Origin of the sequence: Colwellia sp. 75C3, from assembly GCF_002836255.1 — a bacterium.
Lineage (GTDB): Bacteria > Pseudomonadota > Gammaproteobacteria > Enterobacterales > Alteromonadaceae > Colwellia.
The window spans coordinates 1-25,827 of sequence record NZ_PJAU01000049.1 but is presented as its reverse complement, the minus strand read 5'-3'; the positions used below and the strand labels follow the sequence as shown (position 1 = coordinate 25,827).

Genomic DNA, 25,827 nt, shown 5'->3' with positions numbered 1-25,827 from the left:
GGCATAAACTTTTTAAAGGTACGATAATCACTCAGCGTTTTTTACGTGGTGAAACACTGATAGCACCATTACCAAAGATTGTTGAAGAGACAGCATAAGTATATAGGCAAAGGCTACCAGATTATTGTTTGCTGTTTCAGTAAAGGTTGTTAAGAAATTTTTTGTTACGCATTTTCTTTCGATTTATGAAGCTCTTTCGTTATATGGGTAATTAAATCATGCAAGTCTTCACCATTTGTTTGGGCAATTCCTGAACGGCATGAGATTTGTCTTTTTTTTGTCCATATTTTATTATTTATGTTTTTGCTAATTTTTGTTGCAAGGTTAATAGCATGTTCAAGGGGGATTATAGGGCAAACTAAGAGGAATTCTTTCATATCCCAACGTACAATTAGATCTTCAGAGCCGCATAGGCCAATACGGTTCAGCGTACCAGTTAACGTACAGAGCATTGTAGAAAACTCAATTTCGTTTGTGGGCTTCTCAGATATACCAACAAATTTTTGTGGAATTGAGTTTAAATAACTCAGGGTATTCCCCATTGTTTTATATAACCTTTTACTTCGACTTACATTATTCACTTCTGCTTCCATAGAAAAGTATCTCGCCAAGTGTTTAATAAATAGCTTAAAAGTTATGTTGACAGAGGTGGTGACTTGTTACAATTGATTAACATTTTGAGTGGTGAGTATTAGTTAATGATAAATAAAATCTTAATAAAAAAAAGCGCTAAGCAGTTTAACTGCTTAGCGCTTTTTTCCCGTCGTGCAAAACGACGTGAGAAGGCTTTTAGCCACTTTCTTTATGAGCTCATGAATAAGCTGGTAACATCAGAAAAGTAATATAATTGGTATAACTATATACGGTTGAATTTAGTCTATTTATAAACGCTCAGCACCTTACGCACTCTTTTTATTTCACCTTTTGGATCAATATAGGTGATGTCCCATACCAGCTCATTGTTGCCAGCAGCACCTGACATATCGGAAAGAATAGCAACTCCACCGGTGTAAACATCTTGGTTTCGGATATAAAAATCACCGCATACGCGCATAGGTACATATCCACGCATCAAACGCTGCTCAATCTCACCATTATGCTCAATGATCGATACAATATCGATTACTTGAGAAGGCAAAGTGATATTTACATTGAGGCGAACATCTTGCTGTTGGCTATTGATGTATAGGCTATTTTTTACTTCATTGATTTGAAAGTTTAGCTCGTAGTCTTTTGCTTGATTTGTATTACAGCTCCACTGAGTACGATAGGCATTATTACCTGAAGATCCGGTTGTTTTACAACCCGAAAGAACGACAATTGATGCCAATAATAAGGAGGTTACTAATTTATGGTTTAGCATAAGACTATTGCTCTACTTGCTGGTAAATGGGTTTTAATCCGGCACTCGGTTCGTTGAGTACTTCAAAAATAAGTTGTGTATAAACTTCAGTTAAAATAGCTAACTCTTTATAGTGAAACTTGCTCATTACCACTTTCCATTCTGTTTGCTTATCGCTATCGTAGCCATTAAGCGAGACAATCACTTGGTTTTCTAAATCATCAAATTCAAGTTGGCCAAATAAAATAAGATCTTTTGTGCCTTGTTTTGTTAACGTTGCCAAAAATACACCGCCATCAAGATCGTATTCTTGATAAAAATTTGAGCTTTTCAGCTCGCTAACCGTGGGTGCTACCGGATAATATCGAGGTAATTCATTGAGTACATTCTCAATAGCTGCGGCGAAGCTGCTGCTATTGACTTGCGCTAATTTAGCAACAGCTTTTTGTGGTGCTTCCGATTCATAGAGAAGCTCAGGCTCTAGGTAGTGAATACTTTGCCATGAATTTGCATGACTAGCTGTGGTGAATAGTAAACAAATCATCATAACATGTGATTTTTTAAGAAACTTAAACATTGGGAATAGCCCCCTTATCAATAATAATTTTTTTTGTAAAATCAGTGTCTTGAAGTAAATAGGTGTTATGTGTAATCAATAAAAATCCTATTTTGTATTCACGACAAATCTGTTTAATACTTTGCCAGGTTGTTTCTTGTAATTCAGGCTCCAAGGAATTTAAAATCTCATCGGCAAATATATATTTTGGTAAACTAATAATGGCTCGGATAATGGATATTCGTTGCATTTGACCACCTGAATACCGTGATACCTTCATATCGAGCAAAGCATCAAGTTCTTGCTGAGTCATTCCTTGACCGATAAATAAAGTATCAAGTAATTGCTTAATTAACGCCTTATTAAAGAGGTGCATACGGCCAGATAACTTAAGCGGTAATATTATATTCTCCCAACCCGATAGGTTTTTAGCGAGTCTTGGCTCTTGGAAAATAATGCTGATCCATTCAAGGCGGAGTTTATCTAATTTGTTAAAGTTGGCTTTAACATCATGGTGACCCCATTTTATCTCGCCAGCGCTTGCTGGTAATAACCCTGAAAGTAAATTTATAAAGGTTGTTTTACCGCCACCCGATGGGCCACTGATACATACTAAGTCAGTTCGCTGCATTTGAAATGGTCCTAAGTTATTTAGGATTTTTTTATCACCAATCTGATACGTTAAATTATTTACCGAGAGTGATTCCAATTTTTCAGTCTCCACGAGAGGCTCCTTGTTGCATAATACTTGAGTTAAGAGTGACAGTAAGCAAGCTCCATACAGCCATCCACGCGATAAAATTCAATGCTAATCCAGAGATTAATAGCTGGGTATCAAATACCATCAAGGGCACATTGAAATAGATAAGCACTGCGTGGTTCATATAGTGCAAGGTTAATTTACCCACTAAAATACACACTAGGCTACTGACGAAATAAATAAATAAACAGCTCAATATAAGCGCGAGGTGTGGCTTGCCCCCAAAAATTTTAATGAGGAATAATTCTTTAGATAAAACGCGTCTAAAGGGTAAGGCTAGGGCGAAAAACATAAGAGTTATCGTTAGTACAATTAACGCCAGTAGTAATCTTGCTGCCCACAATGAGGTGAGGTTAGTTTGACTTTCAACAAAACTTACTTGGTTAATACCAAGTAAAGATAATTGCTTTTCAAGGGCATTTTTCGCCGCCGTCAACTGGCCTAGATCTTTTAATAAAAACCGGTTAACGCCTCCATGGCTTAGTTTTGTATATCCTTGACTTAAAAACATCTGATTGGGGTTGTGCGTCAGATCGGTTTGATAGTCATAATGACCCCAGGCGGTAAATTCCTGATTGAAATTAAGTGTCTCGCTGCTACAGTCTATTTTAACTTTTTTATAATCGAAATTATGACCGAAAATTTTTCGAAATAAAGGATCTGATATCATGCCCTTAGCCCGTTCATTGTCACCATTAAATGACAATCCAGCTAATAATGTTGCGTTATTTACATTGCTCTGGCCGTTGGTATATTCAAAATCCGTTTCTGTCATTTGCTCAAATTGTACACCAGAAACAAATGGCATATTAGCGCGGTTAATTTCCAGAATAAGTTGGTTATGACTTAGCTTGGCTAGCGCTGAAATACCACTATCACTCTCTTCAAGTTCATCCTCGTCAACCAAATAAAAACGCGCGTCTTGTTCATCAAACACGTAAGGACCAATAAGTTGTTTTTGCATATTAATATGAGAGAAGAAGTAATGGTCGCCGTCTAAAAACTCATGTGCTGAATTTAACAAGGATACGCTTAAGGTTTCTTCTGAGATACTATTAAGCTCATAGTTACCGATGCTTTTACCCTGAAAAAAGGCAGACAATTGTATACGTGTCGCGTCGAGCAATAATTCATTGAGTTCAATATTATATTCACCACTTGGTACCCAACTGGCAACATGGCGATAACGTTTTATCACTTTGCCGTTCACAATTTTACTGACTTTTTTCCGTTCTGAAACGGAGACATAAAAGCGGCAACTTAAATCGACAGTGTTTGCAACAGGCACAACCAGTGCTTGGTACTTGCTGTTTATAGCTTGCGCTAACGCATTGGCTTTAGTTGCCGTTAAGTGACTAGACACGATCTCTAAGTACGCATCGGATACTAAGCCGCGACCAGCGAGTTCTTGTTTACTTGATTGTTGCTGTAAATATAAAATAAAGCTGAGTAACATACCCGTAGCGACAAGCAAACAGATAAACCCAGGCCACAGCTTTTTATGTGCATTTAATAGCAATCGAATTGCAGTGATCAAACTTAGCATATTATTCATTTGTTCCTAGTGGCTTTAATGTTGCGTGTCTTTCCAGCGCTGACTGAATTTTCGCGTGTAGAAATGACTAAGAATATAAACCAGTGGGAAAACCAGCGTACAGAGCAGGGTGATGATATAGGCGTACCAAGGAATACTTGCCAAAAAGCTAAATAGTTCGAAGCTATCATAGAGTGGCTTTGATATAACACTTAATACGGCATATGCACAAGCGAGTGCTGCGCTAAACATCAATAACCAAAATACAGATAACGCAATACCAGCATGACGTAGTAGGTGGGATTTGTTACTGCCATAAAAGCGCATCATGTAGAAACCTTCCTGCAAGCTTTTTTGCGTCATAAGATATAAATTAGTAATAAATGCTAACGACATAAGCGCTGTTAAGGTTAAGAAGATGAATGCACCTAACTGTAATTTTTTCAATATAAGCTTTAAGTGATAGGGTAGCTGCTCTATCCAATAAATCACCTTAGCGTGTGTATTAATCGCGTTGAAAACCTCACGTTCATTATGTGGCTTACTATAGAATACATCGACTTGTGCGAGTCGAATAGCCATGTTCAATGGCTCTACGTCTTGGTAACGAAGTACTAACCAACGCGCATTACTATGTAAAGGCAGTACCCCTAGAATAGGGTAGCTATTCATTTTAGCGTCACTTTGACAGGTTTTTAAATTGAAATAAGCACCGTTATTTTTATATAAATTGATGAGTTTTTTCGAATCTTGCAGGGCGTTATAAGGGCGACCAAAAATAACTTCGTAGAGCTCGTTGCTCAACCACACACCGGCCTGCTCACTTTGAGGATAGCGTATATTTTGCTCAGCCAGACTCTCAATTGCTAAAGAGCGTACGCCTGTTTCAATTGGTCTTACGCCAATACCTCTACTATCACCTATACAGACGGTCAGCCCTTCCATAAAGTGCTCTTCTCGACGATCAACATTTACTGGAATGAGTTGTTCATCGACTTCACCCGGGTGACTAAATATAGGCGGATAAATACCACGTAACTCATCGAAATAAGTTACTTTGTATTGAAAGGTCAGTATATTCACTAACCACAACGTGATTAATGATGTAAATATAAGTAGTAAAGAAAATACACCTAAACGGTTTTGGTAGGGTCTTAATACCCAACCAAAACCGTTTAATTGTTTAGCTTTTTGTAAAATATCACTATATTTCATTGCTGTTAATTGGCATCAAGGGTAATATGGTTAACTTTTATTTCCATTACGGCTAAACAGTCAGCAATTCTCTGGGTTGTTATATCAGTGGATGTTCTAGTACCTTGGTGCAGGTAACTGATAAGTTCATTGAGGTCTTTCATCACGGAATTTTTCGCATTATTGAAACCAAACTGACGTAATTCACGCTTGTGTTCAGCGTTAAGTGAAAATTTACCCAACTTCTTTGATTTAAAACTGAGGTCATTAATCATCAACTCATCATAGGTCTCTGTTGCTAATGCCTTCGTGCTCAAACCTATATTCATTCTGTAGTTAAGCTTATTAGCTTTAGATTGGTTGACTTGTACGTCAAGCATGTTGACGTGGGTGTCAAAGCTAACGTATTTGCGTTTTTTCAAATAATAACATTTAGAGGTATTATCCATTAAGTCATTTTCAAATTCATAAAGGTAACGGTTGCCACCCTTTTTTATTTCTCGTAACACAATGTGGCGTTTGTAAAAATTATCATCCCAGTCAGCACTTGAGGTAAGTGTATGGTCGAGGGTAAAACTGATACGAACAGGGCCTTTTTCACGTTTTTTAGCTTTGGTATAGTGCTTTGAATATTCAGCAGCTGTTGGCGTTGTCTCAGCAGACATAGCTTTAACACCTTCAACATTAAGACTCACTACCGCTAAACAGGTTAGTAAAGCTAATTTATTCAGATGCTTGATCAAAGATTTGCTCCTTAATATTTTTGATATCGTTAAAAATTTGGGTAGAAACGGTTTCTAATGCCTGTTTTCTACTTCTCATAGGTAACTCAAGTTCAATGAAAAAGGGAGTTTGCACTTCGTTATCCAAATCGTACACCGTATACATAACCTCTAAGGATCCTACTTCAAACCCTTCTTGCACATCTTCTTCCATTATCGAATCCCAAAAAATCAACATCGACATTTTATTGCCTTGCAATTCAAGTTGCTCCGATAAAAAGTCTTCACCTTCGCTATCAACATTGTCATAAAATTCAGTAACCAAATTAGGGATTTGATGGTTCTTCTTTTTTACAGGTTTGAGTGGCTTAGTTTCCCCGTCGTCGCTGCGATAACGAAAAGGCGTTGTTTCGATACAAGCATCTTTATACACTAAAGAGGCAAAGGCTTTATTTAAGCCATTCCATAATGCCATGGGTACCATACGAGTTTTACGCGTTTGCATAAAAGGTTCTTGATCTATGGTGATTTTACCTATTACTTTAACATTGAGTCCGCCGCCACAACTGGCATAGGAAAAGAAGCTAAAACAAGAGAAAATTACCACTAAGGCCAATTTTATAAGTTTATTAAACATCATGACTTACGAACCTATTTCCAAAGAGCTTGTTTAGTTAACGATGCAACACTACATTTAAGCTCAACCATAAGTGCTTGAGTTGTTGGTTTTACATCACTACATTTTTGACCAGACGCAGACAGTAATTTTTTAAATTCAACCAATGAACCAACGATCTTTTGTCGACTGTTGATGTAAAGATTCTTATCTGTTCTACTTTGTTTTAATTTATGTATTTTAATCAACTCTCTGCTGCTACTCGTGGCTTTATTAACAACCGTTTTTGCGACGATAAACTCATATTGATCATTTGTTTTATTGTATTTGAACGTATTAGCAGAGTTTCTTCCATTGCTAAGTAAGCGACTAACATTTATTTTTTTGTCTGCTTTAATCGCGTCAGCCGCTTTTGCAAGTTGCTGCTTAGATATAGGGTAAGATTGTTTAAATTTCACTTCAAAGCTATCACCGCTAAAGCTATCGTTGAGTGATAATTTAACCTGGTTTATATCTATCGAAGCAAGGCCTATATTGTTAAGTTTCATTTTTAATCGTTTACAAATAGATCCGCCATGTTTAGTTATTACGTAGCGAGTAGCTTGTGAACAGGTGAATGTTTTGGGCGCTTTTACTTTATCGTTGATTTCAAGAGAAATACGTTCTAATGATACCTGTATATCATCACTTTGAACCGTTAACTGAGAGCAACTCTTATTCAAGTTATACTTCAGGTGCTCTTTACTAGAGTCTTCAACGCGATCTTGTGCTTCTTTACAAACAAAACCCCTTGGCACTGATGCGTAGTACTGATTATTTTTATTTGATACTTTTATTTCATCATTTAATTCAGAGTATTTATCATTGAGGCTCGCTGCTATTGCCTTCTTCTTAGCTTTAGCATCAGTATTTAGTTTAAACACCTGTTTTTTCTCAAGTACTATTTTATTATTACGTTTGGTGACTATAATGTCAGCGCTTACAGTTGTTAGACTGTTGTGTTTTATTTGTTTTTCTTTAGCAAAATAAAGTTGCTCAAGCTTTGACTGTGACATTTTTTTTGCCACGTTAAAAACGTCTTTTTTAATGATACTTTCCACACCAACAAAATTTAAGCCTAACTTCCATTTACCTGATTGAGATGACAATTCAAGAGGGTAGCCCTTGCTATTAAAATAAATAGCATACATTGGTGTGGTAATATTTTTTCGTTTGTTAAACTGCGACACTTGCATTTTTTGCGCATCAATACTCGGGAAAGCATCTAATGTTGTATCATGTTTACCTTGCATTTCAACCACCATACGCTTGCTGCGTTTAGGCTCGAACCAATGTAAATTGTCAGACAAGCCCGCATTACCTGTTACAAGTTGCTTCAAAAGTAGTGACTCTACGCTGACTAATGAAATAGCTTTGTCTGATACGATACGTGCACGGGCCAGTTTTTTACCTTTGGCATTTTTAGTTTCGACGCGCGCTTTCACCTTTTTGTGCTTAAGGTCGTATGTTACTTGATGAGTACGAAGTACTAGTCCATCTTGGCTTTCAATGATCTTATTTACGGATAAATTCTTTGGATTAAAGAAGACTTCTTTTTTGATTAATTTACTTTGATCATCGCCACTTTTACCACCGCAAAAAGGGATGCTGGTAATTTTTTCCCCTTCACACCATGATGTTACGCTATTAGGCCAATTCGACATGTCTAGTGAGTAAGTCGCACTCGGCAGTCCCTGTTTACTCAAATCTACACTAAAAGAAAATACTTCATCCTGCTTGAATGTTTCAGCACTTGCTGGTGAGAAGCATATGCATGCTGCGATTGCAGCGGCGCTAAGTAGCAATTTTGTCTGGGTAAACATTTGATTATCCTTTGTAATTTGCTTATTGATGTTGAAATTCACATTGCAAAGCGGTGAATATTCGTTTCTTTCTTGGTAAGTCAGTGACTTTGACTGAACTTGTTCCTATAGTGCAAAGAGATAACTCACCTTTAAACATGCAAGGTGATTTTTGTCCTCTTTCATCAAAGGGCAAGCACAGTCTTAAATTATCCAGCGCATCGTAGCTTGGAATAGCTCCACCACATTGAGCGCATGATTTTTCAAAAAATTTAGCTGAAATAGTAGAGCCTTTTAAATTTTGACCTTGGCTCATTATTTCACTGCTGCAATTAGGTAAGCTTAATAATTGGGTAGCAGAATTTAGGCGGCATTTTTTTAATTGTTTAAATGCGCCAACAATGCGTTCCTTGGTAAATAAAGACGTACTTTCTTGGCACATGCGTTCACATTCACATTTTACTGGATTGGTGAAATATTTTACTGGCTTACCTTTAACAAGGTAATTCTCAACGAGCATGACTTTGCTGTCTTCGGTCCTAATCACTTTTAAGGTGAGTTTAGCGACTGGCTTACCTGAATCATGCAAGTAATGAGTGTTTATTTGTATGAAGATAACCAAGTCCACCAACCAGTCTTGTTCATTAAACTGAGCATCATCGGCATAAAAAGACAGCAGTTTTGCTTGCTCAAACGCTGGAAAGCGAAAGAGTGGTAATTTATTGAGTAAGCGACTGGTTAAGGCTTGCTCTAGCTCGATAGAGCCTTTTGACTGACAAGGTCGGTCGCTATCATCAGCAAGGGCAATTTTTATTGCCACTTGCGAATTTGCAGCAAGCTTTCTTTTTTTCACTAATCGTTTTACTTGCTTAACTGTGTCTGAAACCAAATTATCAAAGCTCAGCAACTCAAACGGTTGTTTCGCCTGTGAAGATGAGAGAGGTAATATCAGCAAGATAAAAAATGCAAAAACAAGGCTAAATTTAGTCATTGATACCAAAACCATGCTTTTCAGTTAATATGATCGTTATGGGTTCGATAATCGCTGTTGTTAACCGGATGTTCTTATGTGTTTTAGCATTAATATGGTCATAATTTTGTGATATTTCACGACTATTGCGATCATAGATAGTCAAATTTACATCGTCCAATTCTGTGCTGCCAGCATTTAAAATCTGGATAGACTTAGCTGATAACTTGCTCGGTAAGCTAAACGTCCGCAACCCCCATGAAGCAACTTTAGTGGTGTAACTGATCATTACCGCAGCTTTTGGTGAATGTTCACGCTTAATGTTTAATACCATCTGGTTAGGATAATAGCTCGCTGTGGCGGGACACTCCGATACTGAAATGTCGCTTATGTAGGCGGTACTGTTATCGATTAAACAAAGCTTGATATAGTCTGTTTCACCATCGTAAGGCAGTAATGCAATGGCTTGTTCTGCTTTGCTTTTTGCTTGTTGCCATTCGCCATCTTTTTGATGCTCGAGGGCTTCTTGGTAGATATTGAGGGTTTCGCAGGTATTTTCTGGAGAACTACACTCTTCGTTAGCGAAGAGTGTAGTTGAGAAAACAGCGAATACCATGATTAGGTATTTAGCCATAATATTTACCAGTTATAACGAAATGCAAATGATGTAAACGTTTCATCAAGTGATTGATTATCGCTCTCTTTATCACACCAACTGTCATTGTCACTATCAATACATACCATGGTATTTTTGAGGGTTCTCATTTCTTGGGCAAACTCGAGGGCTATGCCACCATCAAAAGCAACTTGCATACCCCATGATGTCGCATTGACATTAGGGTAAATCAAACCAGTAGGTAACTCTCTGCCTTGGTTTCTTTCTATAATTGCTGCGTTGTATATACTATCGGATTCACTTGAATAGCTACCGACGCGTAATTCAACTTGTTTTACTAGTGAGTCAATAGGTGCCCAGCGGATTGATGCACCGATTGAGCTACGTTCATAATTCATGTTGGTGACTACACTGTCAAATTGTGTTTCGCCAACCTGAAAAGATAACTCGGCTGAAAACAAACCATAGTGTACGCTTTGACCAAGTAATGTACTTGCGCTTAAGCCCATATCCCAACTGGTAGGTTTTTTGTTGAAAAAGTCATCACTATTTAAGGTAACGTCGTCCCTATTACGATCCATCATTTCTATATCAGAGCCTGAATCAAGCGATATAGCTTTTAGGCGGTATACAGCACCAAACTTAACTGTTGGTGAAAATACCTGTCTACTATCACCTTTATAAATAGTAGAAAGCACGCCTACTGAACCAGATAGTGCTTCGTTTGAGTCATCTAGATCAACGCGGTCAATGCCACCATTTGTGCTCATGCCATAAAAATCGATTTCAGATGAGCCATAGTCTGTCATTACGATTTCTAAAGTCAGACCATAATGTAAGCTTGAGAACCAGGCTTGCTCTGGAGTATTCCATACTACACTTGACCAACCCGCACCCAAGATACTGACTTCTTCTTCAATTTTACCCAGCACTTCAGATGCATCGTTAATTTTTGCAACGACAGGCATCGAGATGAAATAAGGAGAATAGTAATAGACGCTAAAGCCACTGTTTTGACCATCACCTTCATTATATGAAGCAAAAATAGATTGGTTGTCTGCGGCCATTTCACCCCAGCTAGTTGCATAAAACGTTTCTGTTGTTCCATCAGGCATGTCGATATTATTAAAGGTAACCAAGCTCTCTGCAGGATCGCTTGGGTGATCAAATGATGGAGCACCACTTACTTCAATGGTTACGTTGCTGCCATTCATTTGGTATAAACCAGCAGGGTTATGCCAAGCCGCAGATGGGTCATTGGCTATCGCTACAAAAGCATTACCCATAGCACGTGCTTTTGTACCTGGAGATACTGCCCATGGATCTGCACTTACAGAAGTTGCAACAGTTGCTAAACCTACAGAAATCAAGATTGATGAAATAATTTTATTCGTTTTAAACACTTTTTACTCCTAACTTTACACTCGGTGGTCATAGATCATGAATAGCTTGAGTGCTATTTAAATTCATTGTCTTATTGAGATGTTTTTATACTGGAACATACTACATTTGTACTATTTCAAGTGACGAGTAGAGTAGTTCTGTACTTAACGGGCGGCGAGTATAATCAACTATTTGTACAATTTCCACATAAAAATAACAAATACTTACAGTTTTCTGGTTATCAGACTTAAATTGGCTTTCATCCTTAGAGCCCCCTAAAAATAAGGGGCAGTGTAAATCTTTTCTAATGTGAAATTAGAAAAAATATTCTGTTTGTAAGTTTATGTAAGTAATAGTGATTAACCTAACTCGCTTTTTTATTGTTCAATCTAACTTTTATTAAAACTGTTTTTTCGTTATTTTTTACTATAGACTCGGCGGCCAAATTAATAATTTCGGCCAAATTACCATTTCAAAAAGGGAATATTAATTTTTTGATCTTACTGCCCATACTTGCAGTTAATGATTTTGCCAGCCCTAAATAAGAGAATAACTCGACATGAAATATCTATTAAACAGCCTTACTCTGTTTGCATTGGCAATCGGACTTTCTTTTAGTGTGCTCGCAGCAGACAATCCTAATCTACTCGTTATGGGAGAGGATGCAGATAAAGATACAATCCCCCGTGATAGCCGTGTTTTTAAACGGGTATTAGGTGCTTTAGCTAACCAGATGCATGAGCAAAATTTCAATGTGTTTGATGAAACGACGATCACGTTGGATAACTTTGCACAAGGACGTATTCGTCGTACTGATGCAGAAATCATTGATGTAGCGCGCTCGGTTAAGCGTCCACCAATTGATATAACCGTTATTTTTTCAATTTATGCCAGTGCCAAAGATAAGGGATATACCACTAAGGTTAATACTCGTATTGAAGGTAGGTTGTTAAATGTTAAAACGGGTCAGAAATTAGGTAACTTTGAGGTTGCAGCCCGTAATTACAGTGCACCTGCTAATTGTAATCGCGAATGTGTTTTGGGCGTTGTAGGCGACAAATCACGTATGCTTGGTAACGACTTAGGCGCAGTACTTGCAGAGAAACTAGCTTGGATGGTTGACGGTGGTCAGCAATTAACGGGTCAAAATCGTGCTGGCACAAATAAGATGATGACTAACTATAACTTAGTGTTTTCTGGTTTTACCGACCGTGAATTTTCAGAAATGGAAGAGTACCTCGTTATTTTCTCTGGTTACCATAGTCACCGCCCAACAGAAGCAAGTAAAACCCACACTGAAGTGTGGTATTCATCAGCTATCGGTTCGGCTAAGTTAAATCGTAATTTAAAACGCATGCTAGCAGAATTAAACCTGTCTGGTTACCCAAGTTTTGATCAAAACACGCAAACGTTTACCGTAAAAAAAGTGAGCCTTCGTGGTAAAACGCGTAAAGCTGATAACGATGGCAGTTGGTAAACAGATATAAATAAGGCCTGCTTAGTTGGCCTTATTTAGGTATAAAATTATGCGTATACAACTTATTGTTATATTTAGTTTTTTGTTTCTATCATTGCAGGTTTCGGGCAATGAATTACACCGCGCTTTTCAAGAACAAAGTTCGGTAAATGTGATACTGGCTTTGAAAACTAGGGCGGCTAGTCACTCTGAGTGGCGTAATTTAGAACAACATATTGACGTTATACAACAAAAACTAATAAATGAGATGGGATGGGTAAATATCAACCATCTTGTGCGTTATAAAAACGCACCTTTTATCGCTAAAGCAGTTGCAAGATCTGAGTATGATCGTTTAAGGCAATCTGAATTTGTTGACACCATTTATTTAGATAAATTTACCTTGTTGCGAGCACCAGAGGCATCACGGCAATTACCAAATCGTAAAACAGCTGACATTAATCCCAAAATTAAGCAGGTCAACGCTGTTGCAGTAATTGATTCTGGCATCGATTTTAATCATCCGTACCTGAAAAACAAAGTGGTTGCGGGCGCATGCTTTTCGGCGTCAGGGCATTGTCCTAATAAAGAAAAAAAGCAATTCGGTATCCAAGCAGGTAAACCTTGTTTATTTAATGGCTGTAATCATGGGACACATGTGGCGGGTATTTCTGTTGGAGAAAATGTACAGCATCGAGGGGTTGCACCTCAATCTCAATTAGTGAGCATTAACGCCATGTCCCATAATGGTTTTGGTGCTGGTTTCACTGATTCAGATATTTTACAAAGTTTGGATTGGGTGTTAACTAATCATAAAAAATATAATATTAGCGTTGTTAATATGAGCTTAGGTGGCGGCCGGTTTTATGATAACTGTGATACTGACTACCCTTATACTGCGCTGATAAACCAGTTGCGGGATAACAATATATTGACTGTGATTGCGTCTGGTAATGACTATTTAACGGACAGTATCGGAGCTCCGGCTTGTATTAGTAGTGCGGTGAGTGTTGGCTCTGTTAATTATGACGGTGAGGTATCTGATTTCTCTAATAGTTATAAGCGCATAACTATTATGGCACACGGCTCAAAAATACTGTCATCGGTTCCTGGCGGTCAATTGGAAGTGATGTCTGGTACTTCTATGGCGTCGCCTCAAGTTGCTGGTGCGGTTTCCTTATTAAAATCTGTTTACCCAAGTGCGACAGCAGAACAATTGTACCGGTCTATGTTAAGTGGAGATGATTTTTTGGATAGCCGAAATCAGGTTAAGACCAAGAAACTTAATGTTAAAAAATCATTAGCTTACTTAAAGCAGCAGTTTAAAAGAGCACCTGATAAAACTAAGCCTATAAAAGAAGATACCAATAATTGCAGTAACAAGATTGATGGTATTTTAATTGAAAAATCAAACACTGATTGTGGTAAAGCCATTAGATGGTAATACCATTTTCAAATACATTATATGAATAAAGGAAAGTAAATGCGTTTAGTTATAATCACTTTGATGTCGCTGTTGCTTACAGCTTGTAATTGTACACCTAATTATTCGGTAAATGCCGTGGTATTTATTGAAAGTAATAGTGAGTTTTCTCTAGCAAAGGATCATCGCGCTCTTAAACGACTGGAAAGAAAACTGACCAATGATCTTATTGCTCAAGGGATTAATGTTTATGACGATACAGTCATTAATCTAGATGATTTTAATTTAGACTTTAATAGCTACACTCGCCATGATTTGATTAATGCTGTGCGTAATTTGAATGGTATTGAAATTGATTATTTGTACATCATTTCTGCCGATGCGATGATTGTTGATAAAGGCCATCGTAAGCAGATAAGCACAGATGTCTATGCAACAAGTATCGATGTCAGCTCGGGTAGAATATTATTTAATGTAGAAGAAAGTGGTCGTGATATTAACGCAAGCAATGACTGCTTTAATACTTGTATAGCTGAGCATATTTCCACCTCGATGAAAGATGCCGCTAGTACATTGTCACATGCTTTATACACAAAACTACCCGTAGATCAGTGTAATGAGGTAAAACCACAACCATCGCAAGTAACGAGTCAATATTCACTTTTATTTGAAGGTTTTTCATCAGCTGAATTAAGCGAAATTGAAAGCTATTTATCACACTTTCGTGGTTACAAAGGCTTACGTTATAACCAAACAGGTCTAACTTACAGTGAAATTTGGTATAGCGCGAATACCTCGTCAGCTAAGCTGTTAAGGGATGTAAAAAAAGCATTCGTTGAGATGGATATATCTGTTTATACGCAAATGCAGGGTAATGAAGTCAGTGTTAAAAAAATAAGCTTACGTGGTAAGCCCCATAGAGATAAAGAACAGCCATTAAAAAATATAAATGATTGGTAACCTCTAAACTGATAGTCGCTGTGGTCACGATCACTGGTTTGTAATTTATGCGAATCAGGTTTTATTGCGGGTTACTACAATGATAAATCATCTACAAACTATCTCTATGTAAAAGCGCGAAGCAGTTTAACTGCTTCGCGCTTTTTTATATTTATAGAGTATTACAATATGACATGAGCGGAATAAGTACTAACTTAGTCGAAGAGCCATCGACAAAAAAACGGGTTTCTCGACCAGACACTTCGAGAATGACAAGTTCAGTTATACAAAGGCCACTAAAAACTATGCAAAGGTGAGTTCAGCAAAGTATTCAGGTCTGTGATAATCAGGTTCAACTACCTCAATATTATTCCATACTGCGTATTGTGGTTCAGTTCTACCACCACAGCGGTAGAAGTTGGCAAACCATCTCTCTTTATTGATTTTCTCGCCAGTGAGTTGCTCAATAGCGTTAAAAGGCAATGCTATTTCTATTGTCCATTGGCTATCTGTTTCACTTTCAAGTTTTTTCGGGCTGTCCATATCAAGGCTAAGACTACTGTTACACTGTATTAAGCTTGCTGCTTCTATGCTGATAAATTGACGACTTTCACGACCAGCACCATAAGCTAAGTGTAAAGTACCGCAACAATTAACCTCTAGATTGACGTAACTACTACCAAGCACGCCTGAAGGACTAAAGAAAAATTCAACACAAGAATCTTCGCAAATGAGCATATGGTTGAGCTCAGTTTGTTTGGCAAAACTGTAGTTGTCTTGCGCAATTATTTGTATGAATAAAGTATCGTTATTGGCGCTAAGTTTAACTTGTGTGTTTTGTTTTTTACCTGCTTGGTACCAAGGGAAATGATTAACATCTATGGCTTTGATTGTTTGCCAATCAGGACTAAAACTCGCATTTTTGTTAATCGAAACGGCTGGATGAATAATATATTGGTTCATGGTTATCTCTTTAACGGACGCTAAATCGCGACTTACGGCTAATTATTTATTAACTTGGGTAATATTAAGTACTAATACGGTGTCCAACGTGATTAATTGCCATTGGATATTTAAGTCATACAAACTCATCCCATAAATCTTATCATCAGTTTTACCTTGTTTATAGGCAGGCCGAGGATCTTGTGCTAATACTTGCTCTATTAGTAAGGCTAACTCACTATATTTTTGCGTATATTGCGCTAGATCAGTTTGGGCTTTTTTACTAAATTCTACCGTTAACCCTGCTTCAGGTTGCTGTTGTGCAAAACCAGCATCGGCATCGATAATTGCGTCAGAATAGGGCACATAGGGTTTAATATCGATAATTGGCGTGCCATTCAATAAATCTAACCCTGAGATATGTAAAACCGTTTGTTGTTTTTCAGTCACAACTTTATCAAGTTTCACTACAGACATGCCGATGGGATTTGGTCTAAATGTTGAGCGCGTAGCAAGCACACCTGTTTTTACATTGCCGCCAAGTCGAGGTGGTCGTACTAATGGTTTCCAACCCTGTTCTTGTGTGCCATGAAATACAAAGAGTAACCATAGATGACTAAATTGCTCAATATCACGCACCAATTCGTGATTATTGGCCTCGCCAACAAGCACTACTTTGCCTTTTGCCGCACTGACTAGGTTTGGCTGACGAGGAATAGCAAATTTTTCTTGGTAAGGTGATTCAATAATGCCTATAGCATCAAATTTAAAGCTTTGTATTTCATCAGTTGTATCACATGACTTTGACATTTTATTGCTCTATTGGCTCATGTGGAGCGCCTAATCGATAAGCTTTACCGTAACAGACTACTTGTGCGACACAATGTTTGGTTTCAATATCAACGCAACTGGTAAAAATAACAGCGTTGGCTTTTTGTGAAAATGCCATTTGTCTTGCTTGGGTTCGCGCATTAATAACATCAGGTGCTGCAAGATGCTGCTCTTGTTGGCAGTCCTCTCCTTCGACTAAACCAACATACTGAAAGCTAGACATAAACTCAGTTTCATCTTTAAAAATTTTAACCTTGCTGGCACTAAAATATTCATTAGCGTTATCAGGTTTTACGTTGCTTTCAAAGCTATAGTTACCGCTACAGCTTACTAATAAAGGTAGTGCGATGAACATGCATAGTATTTTTTTTGCTAACGGTATGGTCATTTTTTTAGTTACTTTTTGAGGTGTTTGGTTAGTCATGAAGAGTTTCCTTGCGGATAGCTTGTTTAGATATGTCTAGAAAAGTAGTCGGCTTTTTACCTGCTATCCAATAATGGAACAGTTGGTCAATGGAATTATTTTGTTTCATCATGAAAATCCAATTGCGCAGGTAAATTTCAAAGGCATTATCATCAGTATTAATAGCAAAAGCCATTGATAATTCTGGTCTTGCTGGCTTAGGGACTATAACCGTATATTCAGGATTTATTAGTGTCCAGGCGGAAGCGGTTGCAGCACCAAAAAGCATGGCATCGATATTTTCATATTCTTCTTTAAAAAATAATCGAGGAGTAGAAATTTCCCATACGGTATTTTTTTCAAAATAACGGCGGACAATATTTTCACTGTAGAAAATTTCAGGTATACCTATGATCAAATCTTCTCGGCTAAAAATACTCTGCCAATCACTAAATTCTTTTCGTCGCTCTTCTTTAACCAGAAACGCCATCGATTGACTAGAATAAGGCACTGTTAAGGTATATTGCTTCATATTATGGGGTGTTACTGGCATGCCGGTGGTCATGTCTAAGTAGCCAGAGGAGAGTAACTGTTTTGCTTGATTGTGGTAAATACGGACAAATTCGATTGATACGCCTAAGTCATCGGCTAATAGATTGATAATTTCAATATCAAAACCAACAAGTTTCCCTTCATTATTATGAAAGGTGTAGGGTAAATCGTCACGAAAATAGCCAACACGGATAAAACCACGCTGGGCAATTCTTTGTAAAACTGGCACATTAAGCATTGTTTTATCGACGTTTAGTTCTGGCTCAGGTAATACCTTGGCTTTTACATCAAGTAGTATAAAGTCTCTTTCAATAAACTTACTGTAACCTTGGTACTGGTAACTGATGGCATCAAAAGTAAAGCGTAACGAAATGAACGCTATGATAGAGATAATCGGTAAGATGGTTAAGTAGACACTAAATGAACGCCATTTAAAGGTGAATTTTTTTAACATACTAGTGGCAATAAGTAATACCAAGCTAACAGAGAAAATCACACTAAGCAGGGCGCTAAAACGTCCAACAATAATGTTTTCAGCGACTAAGAATAAATCAAATAAAGAGCCAGGTACGTTAAAAATATCTAATAAACTCGGTATAGCGAGCGTTGTTGTGCCAAATAATTGCGGGATACCAGCGACTAACAATTGTAAATAGTCACTACTACTTACTTGGGAGCCTGAAAACCAAGCCGCAAATAAGGTAAATAATAAGGCTAAAAGTTTGCCACCAACAGGTAAGCTAAAACTGATTGGTACAATAATACTGGGCATATTACTCGCGTCTGCTTTGATGAGTTTATTACCATTTTCAGCAGTCGATAGTTGCTCTATGAGTTGTTTCGTTTTTTCAACAATAATAGGAATCACAATAAAGAAGCTACCCGTAGCAAAAGCGGTGATCATCGCTTGGCGAGAACTTACTAATATTTGGCGGTAACTAAAGGGCGTAATGGTAGCGACAATGGCTGGCAGTACGATAAAGGTCAGTAAGAAGACTAAAACCGCGGCGGTAACAATATAAACTTGTAATCCGTCGAGTTGTTCACTGTTTATAGTGGCAGCAGCACGTTGAGCAATACAAAATATGCCAACCGGTGCAAAGCGCATCACCATATTGCTTACATTAACGACCGCTTTATTTAAGCCATTTAATACCGACAAGGTGCTTTTTTTAGTTTTTACCTGCATTAAACCAATGCCAATAAATATACTAAACATAACAACACTGGGTATTAAGCCATTGGCTAGAGCATAAAAAGGGTTTGTCGGAATAAACAGTGAAATGATATCAAATTCTGGCGTGGTACTGATGGTATTCAGGCTATAAAAATCTGCACTCACCCAATTTGGAAAGGCGATGGGGGCGAGGAGTATGAAACCTAAAACGACTGTCAATAATGCCATCAAAATCACCAGAGTGATCTTCAAGGTATTGGTGACTTTTGTCGGCGATAAACTACCAATACCAACAATAAGTGATAGCGCAATGTAAGGAAGCGCTGTCATTTGCAATAACATGACAAAGGCATTGGCTAATTCATTAACACCGATATAGACAGTAGAAGATTGCGCACCCAATGTTAAGCCAATCATCATTGCTAATAGAATGCGTAAGGATAAAGGTATTTTGCTAATTAAACGGCTTAATTTAGTCATCAATGTGTTTATTACCTATTGAATATACATAAAAGAGTACACTATTTTAGGTATAACTTTATTAAAAAGGAATACATAAAAAAGACTTTATTTGTTATTTTACTGCGATAGAAACAAGAAAAGGTATCATTACTAATGATACCTTTTCAAATCGTTAAACCCCAGTATGTAAATAACTGCAGGAGTTATTTAACGCGCATACCCGCTATTGCGCCATCATCTGGATTTAATATCCACAAGTCTTTATCGCCAGGGCCAGCTGCTAGTACCATACCTTCAGACATACCAAAGCGCATTTTACGTGGTGCTAAATTAGCAACCATCACCGTATGCTTACCGATTAAATCTTCTGGGTTATAAGCAGATTTGATACCGGCAAATACTTGACGAGTTTCAGTACCTTCTTCATTAAGTGCTAAGGTTAACTGTATTAATTTATCAGCTTTTTCAACGTGCTCAGCATTAATGATTTTAACAATACGTAAATCTATTTTAGCAAAATCATCAAAGCCAATTTCTTCAGAGATTGGATCGGCCGCTAAAGGGTCAGCAAGTGCAGCTGAATTATCAACTACTTTGGCAGGTTTTGATTTTTTCTTTGGTTTTTTCTCTTCTTCTGCTCCGCCTAAGCTGTCTTTTGACGCATCAGTCATCGCATTCACTTTATCCATATCAACACGCTGTAATAACGCTTTGAATTTATTTATTTTATGATCAGTTAATAACGTTTTGTGTCCTTCCCAAACGAGCTCATCATTTAAGAAAGCGGCAGTATTATCGGCAAGGGCAGGCAGTACTGGTTTTAAGTAGATCATTAAGGTACGGAACATGTTGATACCTAATGAACAGATATCGTGTACTTCTTGTTGCTTAGTTTCGTCTTTAACAAGCTGCCATGGTTCTTTAATCGCGATATATTCATTTACTTTATCAGCAAGTGCCATTATTTCGCGCATGCCACGACCAAAATCACGTGCTTCATAATGAGCAGCTATACTATCACCTGCAGCCATTACTTCATCAGCTAAGGCTTGATCATCAACATTAGTTGATAACATGCCATCAAAACGTTTAGTGATGAAACTTGCACAACGAGACGCGATGTTAACCACTTTACCGACTAAATCAGAGTTAACGCGTTGTACGAAATCTTCAAGATTTAAATCTAAATCATCAATTTTGTGCGTTAGTTTAGTCGCGTAGTAATAACGTAAGTATTCAGGATTTAAATGCGCTAAATAGGTATTGGCTTTAATAAAGGTACCTTTTGATTTAGACATTTTTTCGCCGTTCACAGTAACAAAACCATGCGCGAAAACAGCGGTAGGTTTACGGAAATCAGCACCTTCTAGCATAGCTGGCCAGAATAGGCTGTGAAAATTAATAATGTCTTTACCGATAAAGTGATAAAGCTCAGCGTCTGAATCTTTATTCCAATAGCTGTCAAAGTCGATGTTTTGTTTATCACATAAGTTTTTAAAGCTACCCATGTAACCACAAGGCGCATCTAACCATACATAGAAAAATTTACCCGGGGCATTAGGTATTTCAAAACCGAAATAAGGCGCGTCTCGGCTGATATCCCACTGTTTTAAGCCTTGGTCGAACCATTCACTGAGTTTATTTGCCACTTCTTCTTGCAAGGTACCCGAGCGAATCCAGTCTGATAACATGGTTTCAAAAGCAGGTAAGTCGAAGAAGTAATGTTCAGAGTCTTTTAATATCGGTGTAGCACCTGAAATAGCTGAACGTGGGTTAAGCACTTCTGTTGGTGAATAAGTCGCACCACAGTTGTCACAGCTATCACCGTTTTCATCTTCACTTTTACATTTTGGGCAAGTGCCTTTAACAAATCTATCGGCTAAGAACATGCCTTTTTCAGGATCAAACAACTGAGAAATAACACGCGTTTTAATATGACCTTTCGCATGTAAACGGTTGTATATTTCTTGCGAGAATGCTTTGTTTTCATCACTGTGTGTTGTGTGGTAATTATCAAAGCTTATATGAAAGTCACTAAAGTCTTTAATACGCTCTTCACGCACACCTTTGATCATTTCTTCCGGTGTTATGCCAAGCTCTTGCGCTTTAAGCATAATCGGTGTGCCGTGAGCATCATCTGCACAGACAAAATACGTTTCATGTCCACGCATTCGTTGAAAACGTACCCAAATATCGGTTTGAATGTGCTCTAGCATATGACCTAAATGGATAGAACCATTGGCATATGGAAGGGCACAAGTAACTAGAATTTTGCGCTTTTCTGCTAAAGAATGCGATGCAGTGTTTGATGTAGCTTCAGATAAAGTAGTTTCAGACATGAAAAATAGTTGTTTTTGATGGTAATAATGTCGGCAATAGTACAGAATTTAGCAATGATTTTCATTAGTTGAATGCAACTATTTCGCTATTTCTCATATATTCTTTTATACAAGGTCTCCAAATTACTATGTTTAGTAAAAAATTTGGTCAAATATTCTCGAAAAGCACGTCTAAAAAAGACGTAAAATCAAACGGTGCAATACTTAATGCCGATGAAATTGAAGAACTTATTAAAGAATCGTTAACGCATTATATTTCAGATAATTTCCCACAAGGTGTTCTGGCTGTTTGCGAGCAATTTACCGTTACTCAAAATAACAAGCGGAAGAACGTTGTTGTTATCAATCTCATCATGCCATTTGTTTGCCAAGGTGAATTAGACTTGCTAGCACAAACGTTATCTGAGCATTTAGCTTGCCCAGTTAACATTAAGGTAGAGTTAGCGATAAAGCCTGTTCGTCAGTTTTCCCTCGGAAAAGGGCAGGAAAATATCGGACAAGGCAAAGTAGCTAATATCATTGCTATCGCGTCCGGCAAGGGCGGGGTCGGAAAATCTACTACTACGGTCAACTTGGCTTATGCGCTAATGGCAGAAGGCGCAAGAGTGGGCATTTTAGACGCGGATATATACGGTCCATCAATTCCTTCTATGCTAGGTCTTAAAGATGAAAAGCCAAGCTCTAGTGATGGCAAGCTGATGACGCCACTATATGCTAAAGCAATTAAAGGCGCTAAAGGATTAAGTGCCATGTCTATTGGCTTTTTAGTTGATGAAGCCGATGCTACTGTTTGGCGAGGTCCTATGGCCAGTACCGCGTTTAACCAATTATTAAATGAAACTGATTGGCCAGAGCTCGATTATCTACTCATTGATATGCCGCCCGGCACGGGTGATATTCAATTAACCTTGGCACAAAAAGTACCCGTAGCTGCCGCCGTTATCGTTACCACACCACAAGATATTGCTTTAATTGATGCGGTTAAAGGTATTGCTATGTTCGATAAGGTTAAAGTACCGGTATTAGGTATTGTAGAGAATATGAGTTACCACTTGTGCGAAAACTGTGGTCATCAAAGTCATATATTTGGTGAGGCAGGTGGCAAGCATATGGCAGAAGATCAAGAAATATTACTATTGGGGCAATTACCTTTAGATATCGCTATTCGCCAAGATGCTGATTTTGGTGAATCTGACATAATTGAAAATAGCGCTGGTGAAATAGCTAACCATTACCGTAAAATAGCTCGAAATGTTTCGGCGCAATTATTTTTACAGTGTGACAATGCCAGCCCGCTAACGGCAACAATAACCACGCGTACTTAAACCAGCAAGGTTTAAGCGCAACTAAGGTAAAGACAAACCATTATGAGATTATGTGATAAAGATATAGAACAATACCTTGATGATGGAAAAATCATTATTGAGCCAAAACCTGACACTTCAATGATCTCAGGGGTTAGTGTTGATATTCGATTGGGCAATGAATTTAGAGTTTTTCAAGACCATACCGCGCCGTACATTGATTTAAGTGCGCCAAAGGCTGAAGTACAAGAAGCAATGAATTCCATCATGAGTGATGAGATTCATATCGCAGATGGTGATGCTTTCTTTTTACATCCAGGAGAGCTGGCATTGGCTGTGACGCTTGAATCAGTGACATTGCCTGATAATATCGTCGGTTGGCTTGATGGTCGCTCATCATTAGCTCGTTTAGGCCTAATGGTGCATGTAACCGCTCATCGGATTGATCCCGGCTGGTCTGGTCAAATAGTGTTAGAATTTTATAACAGTGGTAAATTACCGTTAGCACTTCGCCCACAAATGAAAATAGCGGCATTAAACTTTGAAACGATGTCATCAAGTGCAGCACGCCCTTATAACAAGCGAAAAGATGCTAAATATAAAGATCAAAAAGGTGCTGTTGCTAGTCGAATTAGTCAAGACGATAACGAATAAGCACTTTATTAGTTAAGTGTATTCGTTAAGCGTATGAAGTGAAATAGCGGGCAATTAGCTCGCTATTTCTATTTTAGTCGGGGTAGAAATTTGATTTACGCAAGTTTCTAATGCATGAATGAGCTTTTCATTATCATGGTGATGTGCCACTTTGTTGTGACTTAAGTCTTGGCAAATAATATTAACTTTATCCGAGCTGATATTTTCATCTTGGCAAATAACACTGTCAATCGGCAAGCAACCAATATTACTTTTAATCCAATCCAGTTTCTCATCAAGCGTTAATTTAGCGGCAGGGCTCTTCTCTGCAACGATATTATCAATAAAAACACAATGCCCTTTACGTTTATCTAATGCTTTAGCAATATCTCTTACTAAAAGTGGTGGTACCACACTTGTTAAAAAGCTACCTGGGCCTAAGATAATAAGGTCGGCATTGTTGATTGCTTCAATACAAGGTGTTACAGACTTAACTAAGGGGGCCAACATTAAATCGGTAGGCATTATTGGCATTTCATCTACAGATAGCTCACCGAGTCGACAGCGACCTTCAGGGTAGAAAGCCATTAAATCTGTTGGCGTTTCAGACATAGGCAATACCTGCGTCTTTACGCGTAATATACGACGTACTAACTTAATAGAGTCCATAGGGCTTGATTGTACTTTGCCTAGTCCGTAAAGAATCAAGTTACCTAGGTTATGGCCGCCAAGTTCATCTTCTCCTTCAAAGCGAAAATTAAATAATTGACTACCAATTGAATTTTCATCTACTAACTGAGTTAAACAATTACGCAAATCACCCCAGGCAATAGTACTACTTCTTTTTCTTAATCGACCCGTTGAGCCGCCATTGTCTGTGGTGGTAACAATACCAGTGAGCTGATGACCCATAAAGGAGAGGGTAGAGAGTACACGACCTAAACCGTGTCCGCCGCCAATCGCGACTATGTTAAGTTTTTTGAGCTGCATACGGTTTACTACTTCATTATTGTATGGCTAAGTACGGTAAACCATACCGTTAAACAGCAAAAAAATAAAGTAACTAACCGTATGGACAAGAATATTCTTTTATCAGAGGGTGCAATAGGGTGCATAACTCATGCAGAAAAAGAAGAGTACTATTTTATTTTATAAAGACTTTTATATGTGGTCAATAATTATACCGCCTTTACAGGCAGTTAGCATAAATCAGACAATAAATAGACAGCTTGCTCATTATGCGATCAGCTAAAGCATTTCTTACTAATTAAATGCTTTTTTTTACAAATAAGTGTTGACAGTTTAAAGGCTGCTGCTCATAATGCGCCTCGTTTTCAGCAAGTGTTAGGTCCACTGGTTGAGAACATGTTTGATAGCTATTAGGCCAGTTATTAAACGACTCGAATAATTCGGGGCTATAGCTCAGCTGGGAGAGCGCTTCGCTGGCAGCGAAGAGGTCTGCGGTTCGATCCCGCATAGCTCCACCATATTAGGTTTTTTGTTCAGGTTAACTCTTGAGTTGGCATTTACAAAAAATAGATAGTTTAATTGGATTGTTAATATTATTTATAATGTAAGCTCCAATTTGTGTCCCTATCGTCTAGAGGCCTAGGACACCGCCCTTTCACGGCGGTAACAGGGGTTCGAATCCCCTTAGGGATGCCACTATTTCTTTGTCACTTTCATTATATGAATGTGATGAAGTCAATTAAGTTTGCTTAAACTTATAAAAAACTAAGCATGTTCTGAAATAGCAATTAGCTAGTTCTGTGTCCCTATCGTCTAGAGGCCTAGGACACCGCCCTTTCACGGCGGTAACAGGGGTTCGAATC

Annotated in this window: 23 protein-coding genes and 2 tRNA genes; 7 read left to right on the top strand and 18 right to left on the bottom strand. The window is 38.0% G+C overall.

Annotated features, from left to right (window positions below; all coding sequences use genetic code 11):
- Positions 1–164 precede the first annotated feature (164 nt).
- The 12 genes from CXF85_RS11215 to CXF85_RS11160 form a co-directional block, all read right to left on the bottom strand.
- Entirely contained in the window at positions 165–593 is a 429-nt protein-coding gene (locus tag CXF85_RS11215) for a diguanylate cyclase domain-containing protein (protein ID WP_101228624.1), read from the bottom strand.
- Positions 594–877: 284 nt separating this feature from the next.
- Entirely contained in the window at positions 878–1,363 is a 486-nt protein-coding gene (locus tag CXF85_RS11210) for a hypothetical protein (RefSeq protein WP_101228623.1), read from the bottom strand.
- Positions 1,364–1,367: 4 nt separating this feature from the next.
- Entirely contained in the window at positions 1,368–1,919 is a 552-nt protein-coding gene (locus CXF85_RS11205; RefSeq protein ID WP_101228622.1) for a hypothetical protein, read from the bottom strand.
- On the bottom strand, positions 1,912–2,622 hold the full coding sequence (locus tag CXF85_RS11200) for an ATP-binding cassette domain-containing protein (RefSeq protein ID WP_101228621.1): 711 nt from the start codon (positions 2,620–2,622) through the stop codon (positions 1,912–1,914). Before CXF85_RS11200 ends, CXF85_RS11205 begins: the two co-directional genes overlap by 8 nt.
- Entirely contained in the window at positions 2,612–4,213 is a 1,602-nt protein-coding gene (locus CXF85_RS11195) for a hypothetical protein (RefSeq protein ID WP_101228620.1), read from the bottom strand. The genes CXF85_RS11200 and CXF85_RS11195 overlap by 11 nt, the downstream gene beginning before the upstream one ends.
- A 15-nt stretch (positions 4,214–4,228) precedes the next feature.
- A complete protein-coding gene (locus CXF85_RS11190) occupies positions 4,229–5,407 on the bottom strand; it encodes a hypothetical protein (protein ID WP_101228619.1) in 1,179 nt (392 codons plus the stop codon).
- A gap of 5 nt (positions 5,408–5,412) precedes the next feature.
- Positions 5,413–6,129 carry a hypothetical protein gene (locus CXF85_RS11185; protein WP_101228618.1) on the bottom strand — a complete coding sequence of 239 codons (717 nt, stop codon included), beginning with the start codon at positions 6,127–6,129 and terminating at the stop codon, positions 5,413–5,415.
- Positions 6,110–6,748, bottom strand: coding sequence for a hypothetical protein (locus tag CXF85_RS11180; protein ID WP_101228617.1), 639 nt, complete (start codon positions 6,746–6,748; stop codon positions 6,110–6,112). The genes CXF85_RS11185 and CXF85_RS11180 overlap by 20 nt, the downstream gene beginning before the upstream one ends.
- An 11-nt stretch (positions 6,749–6,759) precedes the next feature.
- Positions 6,760–8,586: a hypothetical protein gene (locus tag CXF85_RS11175; RefSeq protein WP_101228616.1), complete on the bottom strand. Its 1,827-nt coding sequence runs from the start codon at positions 8,584–8,586 to the stop codon at positions 6,760–6,762.
- A gap of 22 nt (positions 8,587–8,608) precedes the next feature.
- Positions 8,609–9,556, bottom strand: coding sequence for a hypothetical protein (locus CXF85_RS11170; RefSeq protein ID WP_101228615.1), 948 nt, complete (start codon positions 9,554–9,556; stop codon positions 8,609–8,611).
- Positions 9,549–10,169 carry a hypothetical protein gene (locus CXF85_RS11165; protein ID WP_101228614.1) on the bottom strand — a complete coding sequence of 207 codons (621 nt, stop codon included), beginning with the start codon at positions 10,167–10,169 and terminating at the stop codon, positions 9,549–9,551. Before CXF85_RS11165 ends, CXF85_RS11170 begins: the two co-directional genes overlap by 8 nt.
- 5 nt (positions 10,170–10,174) lie before the next feature.
- Positions 10,175–11,554 (bottom strand): hypothetical protein, encoded by a 1,380-nt coding sequence (locus tag CXF85_RS11160; protein WP_101228613.1) that lies wholly within the window; start codon positions 11,552–11,554, stop codon positions 10,175–10,177.
- A gap of 539 nt (positions 11,555–12,093) precedes the next feature.
- Here CXF85_RS11160 and CXF85_RS11155 point away from each other — a divergent pair.
- From CXF85_RS11155 to CXF85_RS11145, 3 genes are read left to right on the top strand one after another with little or no spacing between them, the layout of a single operon-like run.
- Positions 12,094–13,011 (top strand): hypothetical protein, encoded by a 918-nt coding sequence (locus tag CXF85_RS11155; RefSeq protein ID WP_101228612.1) that lies wholly within the window; start codon positions 12,094–12,096, stop codon positions 13,009–13,011.
- Between the two features lie 49 nt (positions 13,012–13,060).
- Positions 13,061–14,434 carry a S8 family peptidase gene (locus CXF85_RS11150; protein ID WP_101228611.1) on the top strand — a complete coding sequence of 458 codons (1,374 nt, stop codon included), beginning with the start codon at positions 13,061–13,063 and terminating at the stop codon, positions 14,432–14,434.
- Between the two features lie 39 nt (positions 14,435–14,473).
- Complete coding sequence (locus CXF85_RS11145) at positions 14,474–15,373, top strand: hypothetical protein (RefSeq protein ID WP_101228610.1); 900 nt, start codon at positions 14,474–14,476, stop codon at positions 15,371–15,373.
- Positions 15,374–15,655: 282 nt separating this feature from the next.
- Here CXF85_RS11145 and CXF85_RS11140 read toward each other — a convergent pair whose 3' ends face one another.
- The 5 genes from CXF85_RS11140 to metG form a co-directional block, all read right to left on the bottom strand.
- Positions 15,656–16,315 carry a carbohydrate-binding family 9-like protein gene (locus tag CXF85_RS11140; RefSeq protein WP_101228609.1) on the bottom strand — a complete coding sequence of 220 codons (660 nt, stop codon included), beginning with the start codon at positions 16,313–16,315 and terminating at the stop codon, positions 15,656–15,658.
- Between the two features lie 42 nt (positions 16,316–16,357).
- Complete coding sequence (gene tsaA / locus CXF85_RS11135) at positions 16,358–17,104, bottom strand: tRNA (N6-threonylcarbamoyladenosine(37)-N6)-methyltransferase TrmO (RefSeq protein WP_101228608.1); 747 nt, start codon at positions 17,102–17,104, stop codon at positions 16,358–16,360.
- A gap of 1 nt (position 17,105) precedes the next feature.
- Positions 17,106–17,549 carry an Rcs stress response system protein RcsF gene (rcsF, locus tag CXF85_RS11130; protein WP_232771162.1) on the bottom strand — a complete coding sequence of 148 codons (444 nt, stop codon included), beginning with the start codon at positions 17,547–17,549 and terminating at the stop codon, positions 17,106–17,108.
- Entirely contained in the window at positions 17,542–19,737 is a 2,196-nt protein-coding gene (locus CXF85_RS11125; RefSeq protein ID WP_101228607.1) for a cation:dicarboxylate symporter family transporter, read from the bottom strand. The genes rcsF and CXF85_RS11125 overlap by 8 nt, the downstream gene beginning before the upstream one ends.
- Before the next feature lie 185 nt (positions 19,738–19,922).
- Positions 19,923–22,058, bottom strand: a complete 2,136-nt coding sequence (metG, locus tag CXF85_RS11120; RefSeq protein ID WP_101228606.1) for a methionine--tRNA ligase — start codon at positions 22,056–22,058, stop codon at positions 19,923–19,925.
- 128 nt (positions 22,059–22,186) lie between these two features.
- Here metG and apbC point away from each other — a divergent pair, with 128 nt between their 5' ends.
- Both apbC and dcd read left to right on the top strand, forming a co-directional pair.
- A complete protein-coding gene (gene apbC, locus CXF85_RS11115; RefSeq protein WP_101228605.1) occupies positions 22,187–23,383 on the top strand; it encodes an iron-sulfur cluster carrier protein ApbC in 1,197 nt (398 codons plus the stop codon).
- Positions 23,384–23,425: 42 nt separating this feature from the next.
- Positions 23,426–24,016 (top strand): dCTP deaminase, encoded by a 591-nt coding sequence (gene dcd, locus CXF85_RS11110; RefSeq protein WP_101228604.1) that lies wholly within the window; start codon positions 23,426–23,428, stop codon positions 24,014–24,016.
- Between the two features lie 54 nt (positions 24,017–24,070).
- Here the strand turns inward: dcd and CXF85_RS11105 are convergent, their stop codons facing one another.
- Complete coding sequence (locus tag CXF85_RS11105) at positions 24,071–24,985, bottom strand: gluconeogenesis factor YvcK family protein (protein WP_101228603.1); 915 nt, start codon at positions 24,983–24,985, stop codon at positions 24,071–24,073.
- Positions 24,986–25,406: 421 nt separating this feature from the next.
- Between CXF85_RS11105 and CXF85_RS11100 the strand changes: the two genes are divergently transcribed.
- A tRNA-Ala gene (locus CXF85_RS11100) sits at positions 25,407–25,482 on the top strand.
- 102 nt (positions 25,483–25,584) lie between these two features.
- Positions 25,585–25,660 (top strand) — tRNA-Glu (locus CXF85_RS11095).
- The last annotated feature ends 167 nt before the right edge of the window (positions 25,661–25,827 follow it).

Coding starts and splice junctions, on each gene's coding strand:
- CXF85_RS11145 (WP_101228610.1), top strand. CDS start 14,474: ATGCGTTTAGTTATAATCACTTTGATGTCGCTGTTGCTTACAGCTTGT.
- CXF85_RS11155 (WP_101228612.1), top strand. CDS start 12,094: ATGAAATATCTATTAAACAGCCTTACTCTGTTTGCATTGGCAATCGGA.
- CXF85_RS11195 (WP_101228620.1), bottom strand. CDS start 4,213: ATGAATAATATGCTAAGTTTGATCACTGCAATTCGATTGCTATTAAAT.
- dcd (WP_101228604.1), top strand. CDS start 23,426: ATGAGATTATGTGATAAAGATATAGAACAATACCTTGATGATGGAAAA.
- CXF85_RS11165 (WP_101228614.1), bottom strand. CDS start 10,169: ATGGCTAAATACCTAATCATGGTATTCGCTGTTTTCTCAACTACACTC.
- CXF85_RS11150 (WP_101228611.1), top strand. CDS start 13,061: ATGCGTATACAACTTATTGTTATATTTAGTTTTTTGTTTCTATCATTG.
- CXF85_RS11215 (WP_101228624.1), bottom strand. CDS start 593: ATGGAAGCAGAAGTGAATAATGTAAGTCGAAGTAAAAGGTTATATAAA.
- metG (WP_101228606.1), bottom strand. CDS start 22,058: ATGTCTGAAACTACTTTATCTGAAGCTACATCAAACACTGCATCGCAT.
- CXF85_RS11140 (WP_101228609.1), bottom strand. CDS start 16,315: ATGAACCAATATATTATTCATCCAGCCGTTTCGATTAACAAAAATGCG.
- CXF85_RS11210 (WP_101228623.1), bottom strand. CDS start 1,363: ATGCTAAACCATAAATTAGTAACCTCCTTATTATTGGCATCAATTGTC.
- CXF85_RS11125 (WP_101228607.1), bottom strand. CDS start 19,737: ATGACTAAATTAAGCCGTTTAATTAGCAAAATACCTTTATCCTTACGC.
- CXF85_RS11170 (WP_101228615.1), bottom strand. CDS start 9,556: ATGACTAAATTTAGCCTTGTTTTTGCATTTTTTATCTTGCTGATATTA.
- CXF85_RS11205 (WP_101228622.1), bottom strand. CDS start 1,919: ATGTTTAAGTTTCTTAAAAAATCACATGTTATGATGATTTGTTTACTA.
- CXF85_RS11175 (WP_101228616.1), bottom strand. CDS start 8,586: ATGTTTACCCAGACAAAATTGCTACTTAGCGCCGCTGCAATCGCAGCA.
- CXF85_RS11190 (WP_101228619.1), bottom strand. CDS start 5,407: ATGAAATATAGTGATATTTTACAAAAAGCTAAACAATTAAACGGTTTT.
- apbC (WP_101228605.1), top strand. CDS start 22,187: ATGTTTAGTAAAAAATTTGGTCAAATATTCTCGAAAAGCACGTCTAAA.
- CXF85_RS11105 (WP_101228603.1), bottom strand. CDS start 24,985: ATGCAGCTCAAAAAACTTAACATAGTCGCGATTGGCGGCGGACACGGT.
- CXF85_RS11180 (WP_101228617.1), bottom strand. CDS start 6,748: ATGATGTTTAATAAACTTATAAAATTGGCCTTAGTGGTAATTTTCTCT.
- rcsF (WP_232771162.1), bottom strand. CDS start 17,549: ATGACTAACCAAACACCTCAAAAAGTAACTAAAAAAATGACCATACCG.
- tsaA (WP_101228608.1), bottom strand. CDS start 17,104: ATGTCAAAGTCATGTGATACAACTGATGAAATACAAAGCTTTAAATTT.